Raw genomic sequence first — 17,104 nt, 5'->3', positions numbered from 1 at the left:
GTGTGATGGGGCTCAGGTGTGACGGGACTCGGCTGTGATGGGGTTGGCGAACGGCCGGCCCCGTGACGGGGCGGTCGCGCCGGTGCTTTATCTCACGAGCTAAGTAACTTAGATGCTAAGGAGATTTCCCGTGGAGGGCAAGCCGCGCCCACAGGCGACGGCCGAACAGGCGCAGTACGCGATGGACCGGATGATCGCGCTCGCCCAGTTCGGACAGCAGGACATCGCCGCACGGCTCGGGCTCAACGTCACCGACCTCACCTGCCTCGGCTTCGTCATCGAGGCGGCCATGGCCGGGGAGCCGCTCGCCGCCGGCGACCTCGCCGAGCGGGCGCAGCTGACCACCGGCGCGGTGACGGGCGTGCTCAACCGACTGGAGAAGGCCGGGTACGCCCGCCGCGAGGCCGACCCGGCCGACCGGCGCCGGGTGCGGGTGGTGATGGAGGACTCCGCGCAGGCGCGCATCCTCCAGGTCTACGGCCCGATGTACGAGCGGCTCGGCCGCCTGTTCGCCGACTACTCCCCGGACGAGATCGCCGTCCTGGCCGACTGGTTCACCCGCGCGAAGGCCCTGATGCGGGAGTCCCTGGACGAGATCCGCGAAGGCTGAGCACCCGGGTCCGCCGTGAGGCCGGCCGTCAGGCCCGCGCCGGGACGAGCGCCGGGACCGGGGCGAAGCGGTCGGCCAACGGGAGGACGGCGAGCACCAGGAGCATCGGGGCGAGCAGCGCCCAGCGGTACGAGCTCGCGTCGGCGATCGCGCCCACCAGCGGCGAACCGATCAGGAAACCCACGTAGTTGAAGAGGTTGAGCCGGGCCACGGCGGCGTCCGAGTCCGCCGGGAAGAGCCGCCCGCCGGCCGCGAAGACCTGCGGGATGATCGCGCAGATCCCGAAGCCCAGCACGGTGAACCCGGCGATCCCGGCCCAGGCGGCGGGCGCCGCGGCCGCGATCGCGAAGCCCAGCGCGGCCAGCGCGGCGCCGCCGCGGACCACCGGGACGGCGCCCCAGCGCTGCACCGCGCGGTCCCCCAGCGCACGGCCGAGCAGCATCGCCACCATGTAGCCGAGGTAGGAGAGCTTGGCGACGTCCTCGGGGCTGCCGAGCCCGTCGGTGAGGTACTTGACGCTGTAGTTGGAGACCGAGGCGTCCGCGATGTACGCGAAGGCCATCGCCAGGCAGAGCGGCAGCAGCGGCCGCCACGGGACGGCCCGGGCCGCGGCCTCGGCGGCCTCCCGGACGGCGTCGCCGAGTTCGGCGGGCCCGGCGAACCAGCGGCCGGCCAGCACCGCGAGCGGGGCGATCACCGCGGCGGCCGTCCCGAACAGCACCGGCAGGCCGAGGTGGTAGTGCGAACCGAGGCCGGTGACGACCGTGCCGAGGATGCCGCCGAGGCTGAACGCGGCGTGGAAACCGAGCATGATCGAGCGGCCGTAGCGGCGCTGCAGACCGACCCCGAGCATGTTCATACTGGCGTCCAGCGCCCCGACCAGCAGGCCGAACGCGCCGAGCGCGAGGGCGAGTTGCCAGAGCGTGCGGCCGAACCCGGCGCCCGCCAGGCTGAGGCAGACGGCGGGCTGGACGACCCGCAGCACCGCCCGCGCGCCGGTCCGCCGCACCAGCTGCTCGGAGACGATCGACCCCACCCCGGCCAGGATCGGCACGGCGGCCAGGAAGACCGGCAGCAGCGCGTCGCTCAGCCCGTACCGGTCCTGGATCTCGGGGATGCAGGTGACCAGCAGCGCGAAGGTGACGCCCTGGAGCAGGAAGCCCGCGGCGAGCGCGGCCCTGGCCGCCCGCAGCCGTGGCGGTGCCCCGGTGCCCGGCGCTGTCCCGATCTTCACGCACACCCCGCTACTGGCCGGTACGACGATGTTGGCGAGAGCGTAGGGGGTGGCGCGGCTTTTGGGGAGGGGGTGCGCAGCGGGGAAGCTCCGGCCGGGCCTAGCCGATCAGCGCGACGGCCTCGGCGAGGTCCCCGATCAGGCCGGTGGCACCCGCGGCCGTCAGCTTCGCCGGGTCGGTGAGCGCGGTGTAGCCGTACACGTCCATCCCGGCGGCCCGGGCGGCCAGCACGCCGTTGACGCTGTCCTCCAGCACCAGGCAGCGGGCCGGGTCGACGCCCAGGGTGCGGGCGGCGTGCAGGAAGAGGTCGGGGGCGGGCTTGCCGATGCCGACGTCCTGGGCGCTGAAGATCCGCTCCTCGGCGAAGTACCCGCGCAGACCGGTGACGTCGAGGGCGGTGCGGATCCACTCGTGGTGCGCCGAGGAGGCCAGGCAGAACGGCACGGAGCGCTGCCCGAGCTCCTTCAGCAGCGTCTCCGCGCCCCGCACGGCGGTGAGTTCGGCCCCGAACGCGGCGAACACCCGGGCGTGGAACAGCTCGTCGAAGCCCTCCGGCAGCCTGGCGCCGTCGTACCGCTCGGCGATCACGTCGTGGATCCGGTGGGCCGCGGTGCCCATGAAGTCCCGGTAGGAGTCCTCGATCGTGGTCGGGTAGCCGAGTTCGGTCAGGTACTCGGCGAGCAGCCGGTTGGAGAGCGGCTCGCTGTCCACCAGCACGCCGTCGTTGTCGAAGATCACCAGGTCGTAGGCCATGCGGTCGAGCCTACTGGGCGGCCTACTTGCCGCCGGAGGCCAGCTCCCGCGAGCGGTCCCGGGCCGCCTCCAGGGCGCCCAGCAGCGCGGCCCGCACCCCGTGGTTCTCCAGCTCGCGGATGGCCGCGATGGTGGTGCCGGCCGGCGAGGTGACCGCCTCGCGCAGCTTCACCGGGTGCTCGCCGGAGTCCCGCAGCATCACCGAGGCGCCGATCGCCGACTGCACGATCAGGTCGTGCGCCACGTGCCGGGGCAGGCCGAGCAGGATGCCGGCGTCCGTCATCGCCTCGACCAGGAAGTAGAAGTAGGCCGGGCCCGAGCCGGAGAGCGCGGTCGCCGCGTCCTGCTGGGACTCGGGCAGCCGCAGCGCCTTGCCGACCGAGCGGAAGATCTCCTCGGCCCGCTCCAGGTGCGCCTCGGTGGCGTGCGAGCCGCCGGAGATCACGCTCATGCCCTCGTCCACCAGGACGGGCGTGTTGGGCATCACCCGGACCACCGGGGTGCCGGCCGCCAGCCGTGCCTCGAACCACGCGGTGGGGATGCCGGCCGCGGCCGAGATCACCAGCCGGTCCGCGCCCACGTGCGGGGCCAGTTCGTCCAGCAGGGTGCCCATGTCCTGCGGCTTCACCGCGAGGATCAGGGTGTCGGCGAGCTTGGCGGCCTCGTGGTTGCCCACCACGCCGACGCCGTACTTCGCGGCCAGTTCGGCGGCCCGCTCCGGCCGGCGGGCGGTCACCAGGACGTCCGCCGGGTCCTTCCCGGCCCGCAGCAGACCGGAGAGCAGGGCCTCCCCGATCTTGCCCGTCCCGAGGAAGGCGATCTTCTGCCCGTGCGCCGCGCCGCTGCCCATGCCCGCTCCTTGCATCCGTTCCTGCCGCCATCCTCGCACCGCTCCCCCGCCCGCAGCGGGAGCGTCCACCCTGCGGAAGGCCCCGGACCGGCCGGTCGTCGGCCGAGGCGGGCCGGCGGCGGGACGGGCGACGGGACGGGCGACGGGAGAGCGGCGGGCCCTAGGGAGAAACTCGGGGTTCTCCCCTATGGCCCCGGGCTGTGCGCGGGCGCACCGTGGAGGCATGGCACACGGAGAGATGTCCCGACGTGAGAACCGGCAAGCCGCCGTCGCCGCCGCGACGGTGGGACCGTGGCGGACGGCCGCGGGAGTCGGTGCGGTGGTGGGGGCGACCGCCCTGGGGATCGACGCGATCACCGGCGACTGGTCGCTGAGCATGCTGGCCGGTCCGGCCGGCTGGGCCCTGTTCTTCTTCTTCCTGGTCGGCACGGTGGGCGGCCAACTGCGCAGGGACACCGCCGACCGGCGGCTGCGCCGGTGGGCGGACGCGCACCCGTGGAGGTCGGCGCTGCCGGCGGCGGGCGGGCTGCTGGTGCTGAACATGCTGGCGCAGACGATCCTCGGCGACGCGGGCCTGTTCGGCGCGTTCTTCCTCTCGCTGCTGCCGGCCGGCATCCTGCTGGCCGTCGCGGGCGTGGTCGGCTCGGTGAAGCAGGCGCGCGGCAAGGGGTGACGGCCCGTCCGCGAGGGGATGACGGCCCGTCCCTCCGGACAAAAAGGGCTGATCGCCGCACATCGCACACGAGTTCATCACGCGGTGTGCCCCCGATCAATGAAACGTCACACCCCGTCGGCATACTGGCGCGATGCCGATAGCCGAAGATCCAGAACCGCGCCCGTCCGAGGACCGGGCCCCGGACGGGGCGGACCCGTCCGGCGCGGACGGGAAGGACCCGTTCGCCGACCTCGTCCTGGACGAGGAGTTCGTTCGCGGCGCCGCCGTGAAGGAGCAGTCGGGCCGCACCCGGATGCTCAGCGCCCGGTGGCAGCACACCCCGCCGGTCGACCCGGGCGGGCGGCGGTCGGTGAACGACGGCCCGAAGAAGGCCGGGCGGTTCGGCCGCAAGCCGAAGCCGGTCGACCCCTGGGGCAACTCCCGCCCGCGCCGCCGGCCCGAGTGGCGCACGCCGCTGTACGTCGTCCTGACCGTCGCGGTGCTGCTCGCCGCGCTCAACATCGACGGCCTGCGCTCCTGGTACTCCACGCGGTTCGGCGACGGCGCCGACGGGCCCGGCGGCACGCACTCCGCCGCGCCGGTCGCCCCGGAGACGGCCCGTCCGACCACCGCCCCGCCGCCGGTCGACGAGAAGCAGCCGACCGTCGACCACCCGTGGGCCGGCTCCCCCGCCGAGGGCTGGCCGACCACGATGGACGCCTTCGACCTGCCGCAGGCCCCGGGCGCGATCGGGGTGTTCGGCGCCGAGCAGGTCGCCGCCCAGGTCAAGCTGGTCAAGGAGTACCTGGCGGCCGCCAACCTGGACCCGAAGGTGATCGCCGGCGGGCGGCCGGACACCGCGCTCGCGATGCTGGAGCGGGAGACCAGGGACCGCCTGGAGGCCGCGCTGGCCCACCCGTCGGAGAAGGACGACCCGCTCACCTCGTTCAGCCGCTTCGATCCGCGCGAGGCGATCCAGGTCACCGACACGGTCAAGCTCCAGGGCCGGATCAGCGTCGAGGGGGACGGGGAGCGGGGCGTCGTGGTGCACACCGACTTCACCTACGTCTACGCCCTGCGCCCGGGCCCGGAGGCCGCTCAGCGGGCCTTCACCCGGCCCCCGGCGGCGAGCGCCCCGCCGAAGTCGGCCGCGCCGGCGCCCAAGGACGGGACGGCCAAGCCGGTGGGCCTGGTGGTGCCGGTGGCCGACGCCCCCGGGGACACCTGGACCACCCGCACCGTGGTGCGCAGGATCGACGACTTCCGCTTCTACGACCCGGCCAGGTACCAGAACAGCCCGAAGAAGATCAACTTCGGCAAGCGCAGCTCGGAGTCCGGCAACTCCGCCTGCGACGTCTACGACGGCTACTACCACCCGCAGTTCGACCAGTTCGCCCGGCCGAACCCGGAGCAGAGCGGGCCGACCACCGACCCGTACGACCGCTCCAAGGGCCTGACGGACTCCGAGGAGTGCGGCACGGTCAGCCGCAGCTGACCGCCCCGCGGCGGCTCAGCGCCTGCGCTTGCCCCGGCCCGGCGCCCTGGCGTCGGGCCGGCCGGTGCGACCGGCCTGGCGCCGCCCGTACTGGGCGGTGGCCCGCTCGTACCGGGCGCGCTTGACGGCCTCGCCGGGCGCCTCGACCAGGCCCCGCAGGAAGTAGGCGAACAGCGCGCCGACCCCGCCGATGATCCAGACCACGCCGAGCGACTTGTCCTCGGCCATCCAGCCGGTCAGCCGGTCCTTGCCCTCGCTGAGCAGCTTCCAGTTGCGCAGCCCGGCCAGGCAGGAGCAGATCGCCACGGCGGCGACCAGCAGGCCGTTGACGAAGCCGCCGTTGTCGGAGAGCCGGACCCCCTCGACGGCGAAGCGCAGCACGAACGCCCCGGCCGCGGCCGCGAGCAGGGCGCCGATCGGCACCACGACCCGGCGCAGCCGGTAGTCGGTGCCGCGGCCGACCCAGCTGGTGCCGAACCAGCGGATCGGTTCCGGCTCGGGGGCGCCGGCGGGCTTGGGGGCGGGGGTGGGGTCCTCGGTCACACGGCCGATTATCACCCGGCGACGCCCGAACGCGGAGGAGCCGTCCCACCGGGCGGGACGGCTCCTCGTGGTGCGCGGGGGTGTCAGCCGAGCTTGGAGACGTCCCGGACGGCGCCCTTGTCGGCGGAGGTGGCCATCGCGGCGTAGGCGCGCAGCGCCTGGCTGACCTCGCGGACGCGGTTCTTCGGGCGGTAGCCGCCCTCGGACTCCAGCTTCAGCCGGCGCTCGTGCAGCTCCTCGAAGGAGACCTCGAGCGAGATCGTCCGGCCGGGGATGTCGATGGCGATGATGTCGCCGTCCTCGACCAGGGCGATCGTGCCGCCGGAGGCGGCCTCCGGGGAGGCGTGGCCGATCGAGAGGCCCGAGGTGCCGCCGGAGAAGCGGCCGTCGGTGATCAGGGCGCAGGCCTTGCCGAGGCCCCGGCCCTTGAGGAACGAGGTCGGGTAGAGCATCTCCTGCATGCCGGGGCCGCCCTTGGGGCCCTCGTAGCGGATGACGACGACGTCGCCCTCCTTGACCCGCTTGGTGAGGATCGCGTCGACCGCGTCCTCCTGGGACTCCAGCACCACGGCGGGTCCGCTGAAGGTCCAGATCGACTCGTCGACGCCGGCCGTCTTCACGATGCAGCCGTCCTCGGCCAGGTTGCCGTAGAGCACCGCCAGCCCGCCCTCGACCGAGTAGGCGTGCTCGACGCTGCGGATGCAGCCGCCGGCGGCGTCGGTGTCCAGGGTGTCCCAGCGCTCGGACTGCGAGAAGGCGGTCGCGGAGCGGACGCAGCCGGGGGCCGCGTGAAACAGCTCGACGGCCTCGGGGGACGGGGAGCCGCCCCGGATGTCCCAGGTCTTCAGCCACTCGGCGAGCGAGTCGGAGTGCACGGTGTGCACGTCCTCGTTCAGCAGCCCGCCGCGGTAGAGCTCACCGAGGATGGCGGGGACGCCGCCGGCCCGGTGGACGTCCTCCATGTAGTACTTGCCGTTGGGCGCGACCTTGGACAGGCACGGGACACGGCGCGAGATGGCGTCGATGGCCCGCATGTCGAAGTCCACCTCGGCCTCCTGGGCGGCGGCCAGCAGGTGCAGGATCGTGTTGGTGGAGCCGCCCATCGCGATGTCCAGCGCCATCGCGTTCTCGAACGCGGCGCGGGTGGCGATGTTGCGCGGCAGGACCGAGTCGTCGTCCTGGTGGTAGTACCGCTTGGTGATCTCCACGATGTTCCGGCCGGCGTCCTCGTAGAGGGCCTTGCGGGCGGTGTGGGTGGCGAGCACCGAGCCGTTGGCGGGCAGCGAGAGGCCGATCGCCTCGGTGAGGCAGTTCATCGAGTTGGCGGTGAACATGCCCGAGCAGGACCCGCAGGTCGGACAGGCGTTCTCCTCGATGATCGCGATGTCCTCGTCCGAGACGTTCTCGTTGACGGCGTCGGAGATCGCGTTGACCAGGTCGAGCTTGCGGACGGTGCCGTCCACCAGCACGGCCTGGCCGGCCTCCATCGGGCCGCCGGAGACGAACACGGTGGGGATGTTGAGGCGCAGGGCGGCCATCAGCATGCCGGGGGTGATCTTGTCGCAGTTGGAGATGCAGATCAGCGCGTCCGCGCAGTGCGCGTTGACCATGTACTCGACCGAGTCGGCGATCAGGTCGCGCGAGGGGAGGGAGTAGAGCATGCCCGCGTGGCCCATCGCGATGCCGTCGTCCACCGCGATGGTGTTGAACTCGCGCGGGATGCCGCCGGCCGCCTGGATCGCCTCGGAGACGATCCGGCCGACCGGCTGGAGGTGGGTGTGCCCGGGGACGAACTCGGTGAAGGAGTTGGCGACCGCGATGATCGGCTTGCCGAAGTCCTCGCGGGCTACGCCGGCGGCCCGGAGAAGCGCCCGGGCGCCTGCCATGTTGCGACCGTGGGTGACCGTACGGGACTTCAGCTCGGGCACTGTGCTCCACTCCTTCGGAGGCTGTGGCGGCGCCGCCGGTAGGGAGGGTGCGGCGGACGCTGTGTCTTCCGAGACTACGCCCGCCGTCCGGCGGGCGGACACCGCGTCCGCCATGCGGTCAGGCCGCGCCGCCCGGGGTGATCGCGACGGTGAGGTCCAGCACGTAGGGCTCGATCACCCAGCCGTCCGGGAACTCGGCCAGCAGCGCCTCGCGCTCGACGGCCAGCAGCGGCGCCCGCTCCTCGGGGGTGAGCGCGGCGAAGTACGACCGGGAGGTGAGGTCGGTGATCACGTGGTCGACGGTGACCCGGCGCTCCCAGCGCAGCACGGCGGTGCCGGTGCGCAGGTCGTAGGGGGCGAGGTGGCCGGTGATCTCGTTGACCGCGCCGTAGCCGTGGCAGCCGTCCGCCAGCGCGGCCGCGAGCCGCTCACCCATCGCGCGCACCCAGCCGACGCTGCTGTCCTTCACGTTCCACCAGGTGGCGAGCGCGCCGCCGGGGCGCAGCACGCGCATCGCCTCGGGGACGGACCGCTCGGGACGGGTCCAGTGGAAGGCCTGGGCGTAGGTGACGAAGTCGGCCGAGCGGTCGTGGAAGGGCAGCTCGTCGCCGGTGCCCCTGACCAGCGGCAGGCCCGGCGAGGAGGCCAGGAACTGGGCGCCCATGCCGGGGGTGGGCTCGACGGCGACGACGTCCGCGCCGCGGGCGGCCAGCAGCCGGGTGGCGATGCCGGTGCCGGCGCCGACGTCCAGCACCCGGGCGCCCTTGAGGGTGCGGCCGGCCAGCCGCTCCAGCTCGTCGAAGAGCTCGTCGGGGTAGGAGGGACGGGCCCGGTCGTACTCCGCGGCCACCCCGCCGAACGATCCTGCGAGCTCCCGGTAGTCCTTCATCTCTCCCCCTCGGTACGGCAGATCACGCTCGGTACAAGATCAGCGTACGCGGGCGGGAGTGGCCAGGTGAAGACGGGTGAAGGCGAGCGCCTCGGCGAGATCGGCCTCGCGTTCGGCGGGGGACGCGGAGCGCCGGGTGTTGACCTCCAGCACCACGTGGCCGTCGAAGCCGGTCCGGGCGAGGTGCTCCAGCAGTTCGGCGCAGGGCTGCTTGCCCCGGCCCGGGATCAGGTGCTCGTCCTTGCCGGAGCCGCTGCCGTCGGCCAGGTGGATGTGGGCGAGCCGGTCGCCCATCCGGTCGACCATGGCGAGGGCGTCGATCCGGGAGGTCGCGGCGTGCGAGAGGTCGATGGTGAAGTGCCGGTACTCCTCCTCGGTGACGTCCCAGCCGGGCGCGTAGGCCAGCATCTCGCGGTCCCGGTAGCGCCAGGGGTACATGTTCTCGACCGCGAAGCGGACGTCGGTCTCGCCCGCCATCCGGTTGATGCCCTCGACGAACTCGCGCGCGTACTGGCGCTGCCAGCGGAACGGCGGGTGGACGACGACGGCGCTCGCGCCGAGCTTCTCGGCCGCCGCGCGGGCCCGGACGAGCTTGGTCCACGGGTCGCTGGTCCAGACCCGCTGGGTGATCAGCAGGCAGGGCGCGTGCACGGCCAGGATCGGCATCCGGTGGGCGTCGGAGAGCCGGCGCAGCGCCTCGATGTCCTGGCTGACCGGGTCGTTCCAGACCATCACCTCCACGCCGTCGTAGCCGAGCCGCTCGGCCAGCTCGAAGGCGATCGCGGTGTTGGCCGGGTAGACCGAGGCCGTGGAGAGGGCGACCTTGGTGTCGGGGATGTGCAGGCCGGGGTGCGGGGGCAGGACCAGGCGGTCGGTGGTGCGCAGCAGCGGGGCCGGGCGGGCGGCGGCCTGCCGGGCGGCCTTGACGGACTTCACCGACTGGACCGCGGCCTTGGCGGCGCCGGCCGCGCGGGCCGTCCGGGTCTCGCGGGGCGCCGCCCCGGCGGCGGTGCGCCGGCCGGTCGTGCTCCCGGCGGTGCTCCCGCTGGTGGGGGCCTTCCCGGCGGCCTTCTTCCCCACCGGCTTCCCCGCCGGCTTCTCCGCCGTCCTCGCGGCCGTCTTCCCGGGAGTCTTCTCTGCCTTCTTCGCGGCCTTCTTCGCGACCTTCTTCGCGGCTTTCCTCACCGCGCCGCCGGTGGTGTTCCGGGCCGTCCGGGGGGCCTTCGCGGCGGTCGCCGCCTTGACCGCCTCGGCCGCCTTGGCGCTCTTCACACCCTTGACGGCCTTGCCGAGCTTGCGGGCGCGACCCGTCCCGGTGGCCTCGGCCGTCTCGTCACCGGCGACGGCGGGCGGGCGGTCCGTGCCGCGCGGGGCGTCCGGCCGCGGCTGCCCGTCCCCGGGAGCGCGGCCCTCCTGCGTCCCGTCCTCGCCCGCTGGTTGCGCCACGGGAGACAGCGTAAGCGGACCGCGCCCGGAACGGGGAGCGGCCCTCCCGGTGCGGCCGGACCGCCCTCGGGTCCGGTCCGGCCGGTCGCGCCCGGGCCGGAGCGCCCCGGGGCGGTCGGGTCCGGTCCGGCCGGTCGCGCCTCAGGTGGCGAGAGCCGCCGGTCGGCGGCGGTCGACCGCGCCGTCCATGGTGTCCAGCCGGCGCAGGATGATGCCCTCGCGCAGCGCCCACGGACAGACGTCGAGCTCGTCCAGGCCGAAGAGGTCCATCGCGGCGTCGGCGACCAGGGCGCCGGCCAGCAGCTGCTTGGCGCGCCCCTCGGAGACGCCGGGGATCTGCGCCCGTTCGGCGACGGTCATCGCGGAGAGCCGGGGCAGCCAGGCGGAGAGGTTGCTGCGGGTGAGCCGGCGGTCGGCGTACGGGCCGGCGTCGGCGGGGGCCGCGCCGGTCATCCGGGCCAGCTGCTTGAAGGTCTTGGAGGTGGCGACCGCGTGGTCGGGGGTGCCGAGCCGGGCGATCTCGCCGACGACGGTGGCCATCTCGGCCCGGATGTGGCGTCTGAGCTCGCGCAGGCCGTCCGGGTCGGCCACGTCCCCGGGCAGCCAGCGGCCGGTGAGCCGGCCGGCGCCGAGCGGCAGCGAGCAGGCGACGTCGGGCTGCTCGTCCAGGCCGCAGGCGATCTCCAGCGAGCCGCCGCCGATGTCCAGGTTGAGCAGCCGCCCGGAGGACCAGCCGAACCAGCGGCGGACGGCGAGGAAGGTGAGCCGCGCCTCGTCCTGCCCGGAGAGCACCCGCAGTTCGACGCCCGTCTCCGCGGCGACCCGGCGCAGCACCTCCTCGCCGTTGGCGGCCTCCCGGACGGCGGAGGTGGCGAACGGCAGGATGTCGAGCACGCCCTTGTCCTCGGCGACCCGCAGCGAGGAGGCGACCATGCCGACCAGCTTCGCCACACCGGGCTCGCTTATCGCGCCCCGGTCGTCGAGGAGTTCGGCGAGCCGCAGTTCGGCCTTGTGGGAGTAGGCGGGCACCGGGGCGGCCCCGGGGTGGGCGTCCACCACGAGGAAGTGGACCGTGTTGGAACCTACGTCGAGAACACCGAGTCGCATAACTCTCCACGCTACGCGATCCCGCCTCGCGGCAGACCTGGCGCGTCGGTATTCGTGCCGGCCCGGATTCCCGCTGGTCCGGCGGGTCGGACCGGACCGCCGGCGGCTCAGTCCCCGCGGACGGTGTCCGGAGCGGCCGGGCGGGCGGGGCGGCAGGCGGCGTCGGCCCAGCGGCGGGCCCGGCCCGGGGCGTCGGTGATCAGGCCGTCGGCCGCCCGGTCGGTCATCAGCTGCCAGGACTCCTCGTCGTCCAGCGTCCAGACGTAGACCTCGCGGCCGGCCGAGCGCTCGGCGGTGATCCGGGCGGCGGTGGCCAAGGTCGCGTCCAGCGCGACGCCGTACAGCGGCAGGTCACCGGGGTCGTCGGCGAGCGAGGCGCCCTGGATGAGGACGACCGGCAGGGCGGGGGCGGCCGCGTGGGCCTGGCGCAGGTGCTCGGCGGAGAACGAGTAGAGGAAGACCCGGGCGCCGCTGCCGGCCGCGGCCCGGGCGATCCGGGCGACGTCCTCGGCGCGCTGCCACTTGATCTCCATCAGCAGCGTGACGCCGCTGCCGGCGAGCCGCTTCAGCAACTGGTCCAGCGTCGGCACGGGTTCGGCCGGCCCGGGGCCGACGGTCACCCGCAGGGCCGCGAGCTGAGCGGCGGTCAGGTCGGCGACGGCGCCCTTGCCGTCGGTGGTGCGGTCCACGGTGGCGTCGTGCATCAGCACCGGGACGCCGTCCCGGCTGGTCTGGACGTCGGTCTCCAGCCAGTCGGCGCCCTGCGCCAGGGCCTTCTCGAAGGAGGCCATGGTGTTCTCGGGGGCGTCCAGCGGCGAGCCCCGGTGGCCGATCACCGTCGGTGCGGCGCAGACCCGCTGGGCCGCGACCGGGTCGGCGCGGAGTCCGGGTGCGGAGGCGCAGCCGGCGGCCAGGACCGCGAGGGCGGCGAGGGCGGCGGCGCGGGCGGCGCGGGGCGAGGCGGTCACGGCTCGGGCTCCAGCTCTGGTTCGGACGCCGGGAGGGCACGGGGGGCGCCCGGCAGGGTGCGGGCGCCCGGGAAATCGTCGACGGGGCGGTGAAGGATCACCGCACTGATCCGCCAACCCGACCGTGGCGTCGGTTCCCCTCAGCGTGCCCCCGCCGCCCGGCGCGTCCCGGCCGCGGCGCACCGCGGGTCACCCGGACGCCCGCCGCGCGCGGCCGGCCCGCCGTCACAGCAGACCGTCCCACAGTTGCTCGACGATGACGGCCCACCAGTTCTCCGGGTCGTCGAAGACCGTCGGGTCGAGCGCCGCCAGGCCGCGCTGCAGCTCGGCGACGGCGGCGCCGGCGGCCCGCTGGTCGAGCCCCGGCAGGCCCGGCAGCCACCGGGCGAACAGGGCCAGGCTGCGGACGAAGGCCTCCGGCCCGGCGTTGCAGTGCCGGGCCGTGGCGTAGTCCGGGTCGACGGCGCGGACGGCGCCGCAGGCGGTGTCCAGGGTGATCAGCGCCCAGCCGTCGGTGCCGAGCAGCAGTTGCGGGGCCAGCGCCAGGCGCTCCCGCTCGGCGACCCGGGTGCCGCGGCCGGTCTCCGCCAGGTGGGCGGCGAGCGGCGGCAGCACCGTACCGGGCCGGGTGCCGTCGGCGATGGCGTCCGGCCGCGGGTGGTGCAGCGCGAAGAACCCCTCGACCGCGACCGGTACGCCGGCCGCCAGCAGCACCCGGGCGGTGGCCTCCGGCAGGTCGGCCCGGGCGACGTCGGCCGGGTCGAAGCGCTGGACGCCGCCGGTGCCGAAGCGCTCCACCAGCAGGGCCGGCAGCTCCCCGTCCGGCTCGGCGGCCGGGGCCGGGACGGCGCGCGGGAAGGGCACCCGGTTGCGGGCCGGGTCGCCCGGCTCGACCGGCAGCGCGCGGACGGCCGCCGCCCGGTGGTCGAAGCGCGGCCCGTACGGCAGGTCGGCGTCCACCCGGGCGCCCGGCAGCTCGGCGGCCAGCGCGTACGCCCAGTACCCGCCGGGCAGCGCGCTCAGCCGCAGATCGGTGCGGACGGCCAGCACGTCCTCCGCCCGGACGCCCCGCTCGCGCAGCCACCACCAGCCGCGCAGCGCCGGGTGCGGCAGACCGGGCGCCGAGCGCAGCGCCAGCGACCGCACCTCGCCGAGGTCGTCGCGGTAGCTCAGCTCGGCCCGGGTGCCCCGCCCGGTGGCCGGCGGCAGGGCGGGGTCGTGGGCGCCGGCGCCGAGGAAGTCCCGGTAGAGCACGGTCACTTCGTCCACCGGCACGGACGGCCAGACGGTGAACCGCCCGGTCGCCCGGTCCACCACGGCGCAGGCCGCCCCCACCTCCTCGGGCGCGCGCCGCTCCCCCGTCAGCGGGTCCACCCCCACCGGCGAGGGCTCCGCCCAGACCACCCACCCGAGGTCGAACTCGTGCGAGTGCACCCGCCGGCTCCCGGTCGAGCCGTCGGCCGAGGCCCTCGGCAGCTCGCCGTTGATCCAGCGGTGGGCGGCCTCGATCGCCTGGGCGCGGGTGGTCACGGGGTGGTGCTCCTTGCATGGGCGCGGGCGCGGCGGGGCGGGCCGGCGGTGGAGGGCGCGGCGGCGGGCCGCGCGGGCGGGCGGGGTGTCACCGGGCGCCGCTCGCGGCGGGCTCGGGGCGGCGGGCGGCGAGGTCGAGCGGCCGCCCGTCCGGGTCGAGGGCGATGGCCCAGAGGCCGCGGGCGGCGTCGTGCAGCGGGTCGTCCCCCCGGCGGCCGACCTGGTGGTCCAGGTAGGTCACGGTGTCCCGGTGGTTGACGGCGTTCCAGGCGTGCGGGCGGCCGAAGCCGTCCAGGGTGAGCAGCACGGCCTGGGAGCCGTGGCCGGCCCGCCGCAGTTCGCCGGCCAGGCGGCCGAAGGCCGGCCCGCCGTCGCCGAGGTCGCGGAACGGGGCGCCGAGCTCGCGCTCGGCGCGGTCGCGGCCGCCGCGCTCCCCGGCGTCGCCCTCGGTGGGGATGCGGGGCGCGGCGCAGGTCGGGCGGCCGGTGAAGGTGTCGACGGCGGAGAGCGCGATCTCCAGGCTGTTGTTGGCCCGGCCCGGCGCGTGCGGGCCGTCGGCGTTGACGACCTCCGCCCAGCCGCCGGCCGCCGGGTCGGGGTGGCGCACGGGCAGGCCGTCGGCGTCCCGGGGGGTCCGGCGTTCGACCTCGCGCTGGTGCTCGGGGTCGACCGGGGCCAGCCCGCCGGGCAGGCCGTACGGGCGGCTGTCCGCGATGGTCCGCAGCCGGACGAGGTGCTCCTCGGGGGCGCTGCCGCGCAGGGCGCGCCGGGCGAGCTGGAGCGCCATGGCGTGCGCGGTGGCGACCGGGACGGCGGCCCAGGCGAGGCCGTTCTCGCGCTCGGCCGGGGGGCCGTCGGGGCGGCGCCGGTGGTCGTCCGGGTGGGATTCGGGGCGGCCGCTGCCGGGACCGGCGACCGGCGGGGCCGACGGCGGCGCGACGGGCAGCGGGACGGGTGCGGTGACGGGGTGCGGGGTGCCGGTGGCCGCCCGTGGCCCGCCCGCGCCGAGGCCCGCACCGGCGCCCGGCCGGGCCTCGGCCGGGGCCTGCTGTCCGGGGGCGGCGCTGCCGGGCGCACCCGGCGCGCCCGGGGTGCCCGGCGCACCGGCCGCCGGGGTGCCCGGGCCGGGGACGGCGACCGGGCCGACGGGCCCGGCGCCACCTCCGGCGGGCCCGGCGCCCACCCCGCTGCCGAACGGCGCCGGACCGTGCCCGACCGCCACCGGACCGCCGTAGGCGCTGCCGGGCGGGCCCGCGAGCGGGCCGGGGCCGGTCGGCCCGGCGCCCACCGGCACGGTGAACGGGCTCCCGTAGGAGCTGCCGTACGGGTTGCCCTGGGCGGATCCGCCGCCGGTCGGGCCGTCGGGCACCGTCGCGTGGTGCGCGGGCGCGGCGGGGGCCGACGGTGCGGGCGGGGCGAGCACCGAGTCGGTCCGCACGGTCACGGGCTCGCCGCCGCCACCGCCGGGGTGCGCGGGCGGCAGGTGGTAGTCGCCGTCCGCCGGGCCGCCGTAGCCGGCCGAGCCGCCACCGCCGCCGTTGTCGTGCGCCGGGGCGGCCGCGCCCGCCGGACGGCCCGCGCCGTCCGGGCGTCCGGACGGCGTCCGGTCCCCGTCACCGCCGCCCGCCGAACCGGTCCGCACCGGCCCCGCGCCGCCGCCGTCCGCGTCCGGGCGCCCCGCCGGACCGCCCGCACCGGGGTGTCCGCCGGAGTCCGGCCCGGCCATCACGACCACGCTGTCCGGCCCGACCCCGGGGGTACCGGCCCCGGGCACACCGGGCGCCCCGGGCGTCCCCGGCAGCACGGCGCCCGGACCGTCGGCGAGCGGACCGCCCGGCTTGCCGTCCAGCCCGTGGCCGTTCCGGCCGGCGCCCGCCGCGAGGTCGGTCAGCGGTACGCCGCGGACCTCCTTGCCGTCCTTGTCGGTCAGCACCGGCAGCCCGTCCTTGCCGAGCACCGGCCGCCCCTGCTCGTCCAGCTTCACCGCGAGGTCCTCGACCCCGACCAGGGGCTTGCCGTCCGGGCCCCGGACGACGACCAGCCCGTCGGCGTCCGCCACCGGTGTGCCGTCGGCCCGGACGATGACCGGGTCGCCGTGCTCGTCCAGCACCGGCCGGCCGGCCTCGTCGAGCTTGACCGTCAGCCCCGGCACCCCGACCACGGGCTTGCCGTCCGGGCCGAGCACCACGGCCAGGCCGGCGCCGTCCGCCCCCAGCACGCCCGGCTCGCCGAGCGCCGCGGGCAGCCCGGCGGCGACCGGGTCGAAGACGCCGCCGGGGTACGACGCCGGACGCACGCCCGGGCCGCCGCCCGGCGCGAGGCGCAGCAGCGCGACCACGGCGGGCTCCTTGAGCGTGCCGTTCAGCGCGTCCTTCATGGCCCGGCCGAGCTCGTCCAGCAGGCCGCCGATCTTCAGCCCGGCGGTCTCGACGGCGATGGCCGCCATCGCCTCGGCGACCTGCCCGGTGGCGGCGTTCCGCACGCCGCCCGCCACCGCGGCGACGCCCTGCCGCAGCCCGCCGAAGACCCCGCCGGGCGCCGCCCCGTCGCTGCGGGTGGCGGCGGCGACCTCGGTCGCGGCGGCCTTGGCCTCGGCGGCCTGCTCCTCGGCCTTCTTCAGTTCGGCGGCCAGCTCGGTGAGGGTGGCCACCAGGTCGGCCTTGCAGCTGTCGACGGCCCGGGCGGCCTTGTCGAAGGCGCCGGCCACCAGGGCGGTGGCGGCGTGCGCGTCGTCCAGGTGGCCCGTACCGCCGCCGCTGAACGCCCGCCAGTACTCGCCGAAGGCCTCCACCGCGCGGCCGGAGTTCTCCTCGGTGACGCGCTTGGCGGAGTCCCCGCCGCGCTTGCCGAGCCGCTCGGCCTCGGTGCCGAACTCGCGCCAGAGGCCGGCCGCCCTGCGCAGCCCGTCCTCGTCGGCCTGCGGCCACTGGTGGCCGGTCCTGGCCAGCACCGGTGCCAGCTCCTCGGGCAGCTTCCGGGACATGCGCTTCCCCCTTCGACGTACGGACTTCGACGTACGGACTTCGGCATGCGGACTTCGGCATGCGGACGACGGCGAGCGGGCCCCGGCATCCGGCGCGCCGCCCGCGCCGACC

Annotated in this window: 14 protein-coding genes; 3 read left to right on the top strand and 11 right to left on the bottom strand. The window is 75.9% G+C overall.

Going from position 1 to position 17,104, the window contains the following annotated elements; genetic code table 11:
• Window positions 1-130 precede the first annotated feature (130 nt).
• Window positions 131-610 (top strand): MarR family transcriptional regulator, encoded by a 480-nt coding sequence (locus ACWDRR_RS11215; RefSeq protein WP_449771913.1) that lies wholly within the window; start codon window positions 131-133, stop codon window positions 608-610.
• Window positions 611-638: 28 nt separating this feature from the next.
• Here the strand turns inward: ACWDRR_RS11215 and ACWDRR_RS11210 are convergent, their stop codons facing one another.
• The 3 genes from ACWDRR_RS11210 to proC all read right to left on the bottom strand — a co-directional run bounded on the left by ACWDRR_RS11210 (window position 639) and on the right by proC (window position 3,448).
• Complete coding sequence (locus ACWDRR_RS11210) at window positions 639-1,844, bottom strand: MFS transporter (protein ID WP_449771912.1); 1,206 nt, start codon at window positions 1,842-1,844, stop codon at window positions 639-641.
• 100 nt (window positions 1,845-1,944) lie between these two features.
• Window positions 1,945-2,598: an HAD family hydrolase gene (locus tag ACWDRR_RS11205; RefSeq protein ID WP_449771911.1), complete on the bottom strand. Its 654-nt coding sequence runs from the start codon at window positions 2,596-2,598 to the stop codon at window positions 1,945-1,947.
• Window positions 2,599-2,620: 22 nt separating this feature from the next.
• Window positions 2,621-3,448, bottom strand: coding sequence for a pyrroline-5-carboxylate reductase (gene proC / locus ACWDRR_RS11200; RefSeq protein WP_449771910.1), 828 nt, complete (start codon window positions 3,446-3,448; stop codon window positions 2,621-2,623).
• A 223-nt stretch (window positions 3,449-3,671) separates the two neighbouring features.
• Here proC and ACWDRR_RS11195 point away from each other — a divergent pair, with 223 nt between their 5' ends.
• Together ACWDRR_RS11195 and ACWDRR_RS11190 are read left to right on the top strand one after the other, a co-directional pair.
• Complete coding sequence (locus ACWDRR_RS11195) at window positions 3,672-4,121, top strand: hypothetical protein (RefSeq protein WP_449771909.1); 450 nt, start codon at window positions 3,672-3,674, stop codon at window positions 4,119-4,121.
• A gap of 133 nt (window positions 4,122-4,254) precedes the next feature.
• Entirely contained in the window at window positions 4,255-5,598 is a 1,344-nt protein-coding gene (locus tag ACWDRR_RS11190) for an SCO2583/SCO2584 N-terminal domain-containing protein (protein WP_449771908.1), read from the top strand.
• A 15-nt stretch (window positions 5,599-5,613) separates the two neighbouring features.
• Here the strand turns inward: ACWDRR_RS11190 and ACWDRR_RS11185 are convergent, their stop codons facing one another.
• The 8 genes from ACWDRR_RS11185 to ACWDRR_RS11150 all read right to left on the bottom strand — a co-directional run bounded on the left by ACWDRR_RS11185 (window position 5,614) and on the right by ACWDRR_RS11150 (window position 16,992).
• Window positions 5,614-6,141 carry a hypothetical protein gene (locus ACWDRR_RS11185; RefSeq protein WP_449771907.1) on the bottom strand — a complete coding sequence of 176 codons (528 nt, stop codon included), beginning with the start codon at window positions 6,139-6,141 and terminating at the stop codon, window positions 5,614-5,616.
• 83 nt (window positions 6,142-6,224) lie between these two features.
• Window positions 6,225-8,069 carry a dihydroxy-acid dehydratase gene (gene ilvD / locus ACWDRR_RS11180; RefSeq protein WP_449771906.1) on the bottom strand — a complete coding sequence of 615 codons (1,845 nt, stop codon included), beginning with the start codon at window positions 8,067-8,069 and terminating at the stop codon, window positions 6,225-6,227.
• A gap of 118 nt (window positions 8,070-8,187) precedes the next feature.
• On the bottom strand, window positions 8,188-8,958 hold the full coding sequence (locus tag ACWDRR_RS11175; RefSeq protein WP_449771905.1) for a class I SAM-dependent methyltransferase: 771 nt from the start codon (window positions 8,956-8,958) through the stop codon (window positions 8,188-8,190).
• A 39-nt stretch (window positions 8,959-8,997) separates the two neighbouring features.
• Window positions 8,998-9,801 (bottom strand): sugar phosphate isomerase/epimerase family protein, encoded by an 804-nt coding sequence (locus tag ACWDRR_RS11170; protein ID WP_449772053.1) that lies wholly within the window; start codon window positions 9,799-9,801, stop codon window positions 8,998-9,000.
• 744 nt (window positions 9,802-10,545) lie between these two features.
• Window positions 10,546-11,511: a Ppx/GppA phosphatase family protein gene (locus ACWDRR_RS11165; protein WP_449771904.1), complete on the bottom strand. Its 966-nt coding sequence runs from the start codon at window positions 11,509-11,511 to the stop codon at window positions 10,546-10,548.
• A gap of 107 nt (window positions 11,512-11,618) precedes the next feature.
• The gene (locus tag ACWDRR_RS11160) at window positions 11,619-12,479 is read right to left on the bottom strand and encodes a glycerophosphodiester phosphodiesterase (protein WP_449771903.1); all 861 of its coding nucleotides are present in this window, start codon (window positions 12,477-12,479) and stop codon (window positions 11,619-11,621) included.
• A 225-nt stretch (window positions 12,480-12,704) separates the two neighbouring features.
• Window positions 12,705-14,009 (bottom strand): SUKH-4 family immunity protein, encoded by a 1,305-nt coding sequence (locus ACWDRR_RS11155; protein ID WP_449771902.1) that lies wholly within the window; start codon window positions 14,007-14,009, stop codon window positions 12,705-12,707.
• Between the two features lie 88 nt (window positions 14,010-14,097).
• Window positions 14,098-16,992, bottom strand: a complete 2,895-nt coding sequence (locus ACWDRR_RS11150; RefSeq protein WP_449771901.1) for a toxin glutamine deamidase domain-containing protein — start codon at window positions 16,990-16,992, stop codon at window positions 14,098-14,100.
• Window positions 16,993-17,104 lie beyond the last annotated feature (112 nt).

It is taken from the genome of Kitasatospora sp. NPDC003701, assembly GCF_053587085.1.
This window is presented reverse-complemented; position numbering and strand designations above follow the sequence as displayed.

What these genes read in the sequence shown, in the direction of transcription:
- ACWDRR_RS11205 (WP_449771911.1), bottom strand. Translation starts at nt 2,598, where the DNA reads ATGGCCTACGACCTGGTGATCTTCGACAACGACGGCGTGCTGGTGGAC.
- proC (WP_449771910.1), bottom strand. Translation starts at nt 3,448, where the DNA reads ATGGGCAGCGGCGCGGCGCACGGGCAGAAGATCGCCTTCCTCGGGACG.
- ACWDRR_RS11195 (WP_449771909.1), top strand. Translation starts at nt 3,672, where the DNA reads ATGGCACACGGAGAGATGTCCCGACGTGAGAACCGGCAAGCCGCCGTC.
- ACWDRR_RS11190 (WP_449771908.1), top strand. Translation starts at nt 4,255, where the DNA reads ATGCCGATAGCCGAAGATCCAGAACCGCGCCCGTCCGAGGACCGGGCC.
- ACWDRR_RS11175 (WP_449771905.1), bottom strand. Translation starts at nt 8,958, where the DNA reads ATGAAGGACTACCGGGAGCTCGCAGGATCGTTCGGCGGGGTGGCCGCG.
- ACWDRR_RS11165 (WP_449771904.1), bottom strand. Translation starts at nt 11,511, where the DNA reads ATGCGACTCGGTGTTCTCGACGTAGGTTCCAACACGGTCCACTTCCTC.
- ACWDRR_RS11150 (WP_449771901.1), bottom strand. Translation starts at nt 16,992, where the DNA reads ATGTCCCGGAAGCTGCCCGAGGAGCTGGCACCGGTGCTGGCCAGGACC.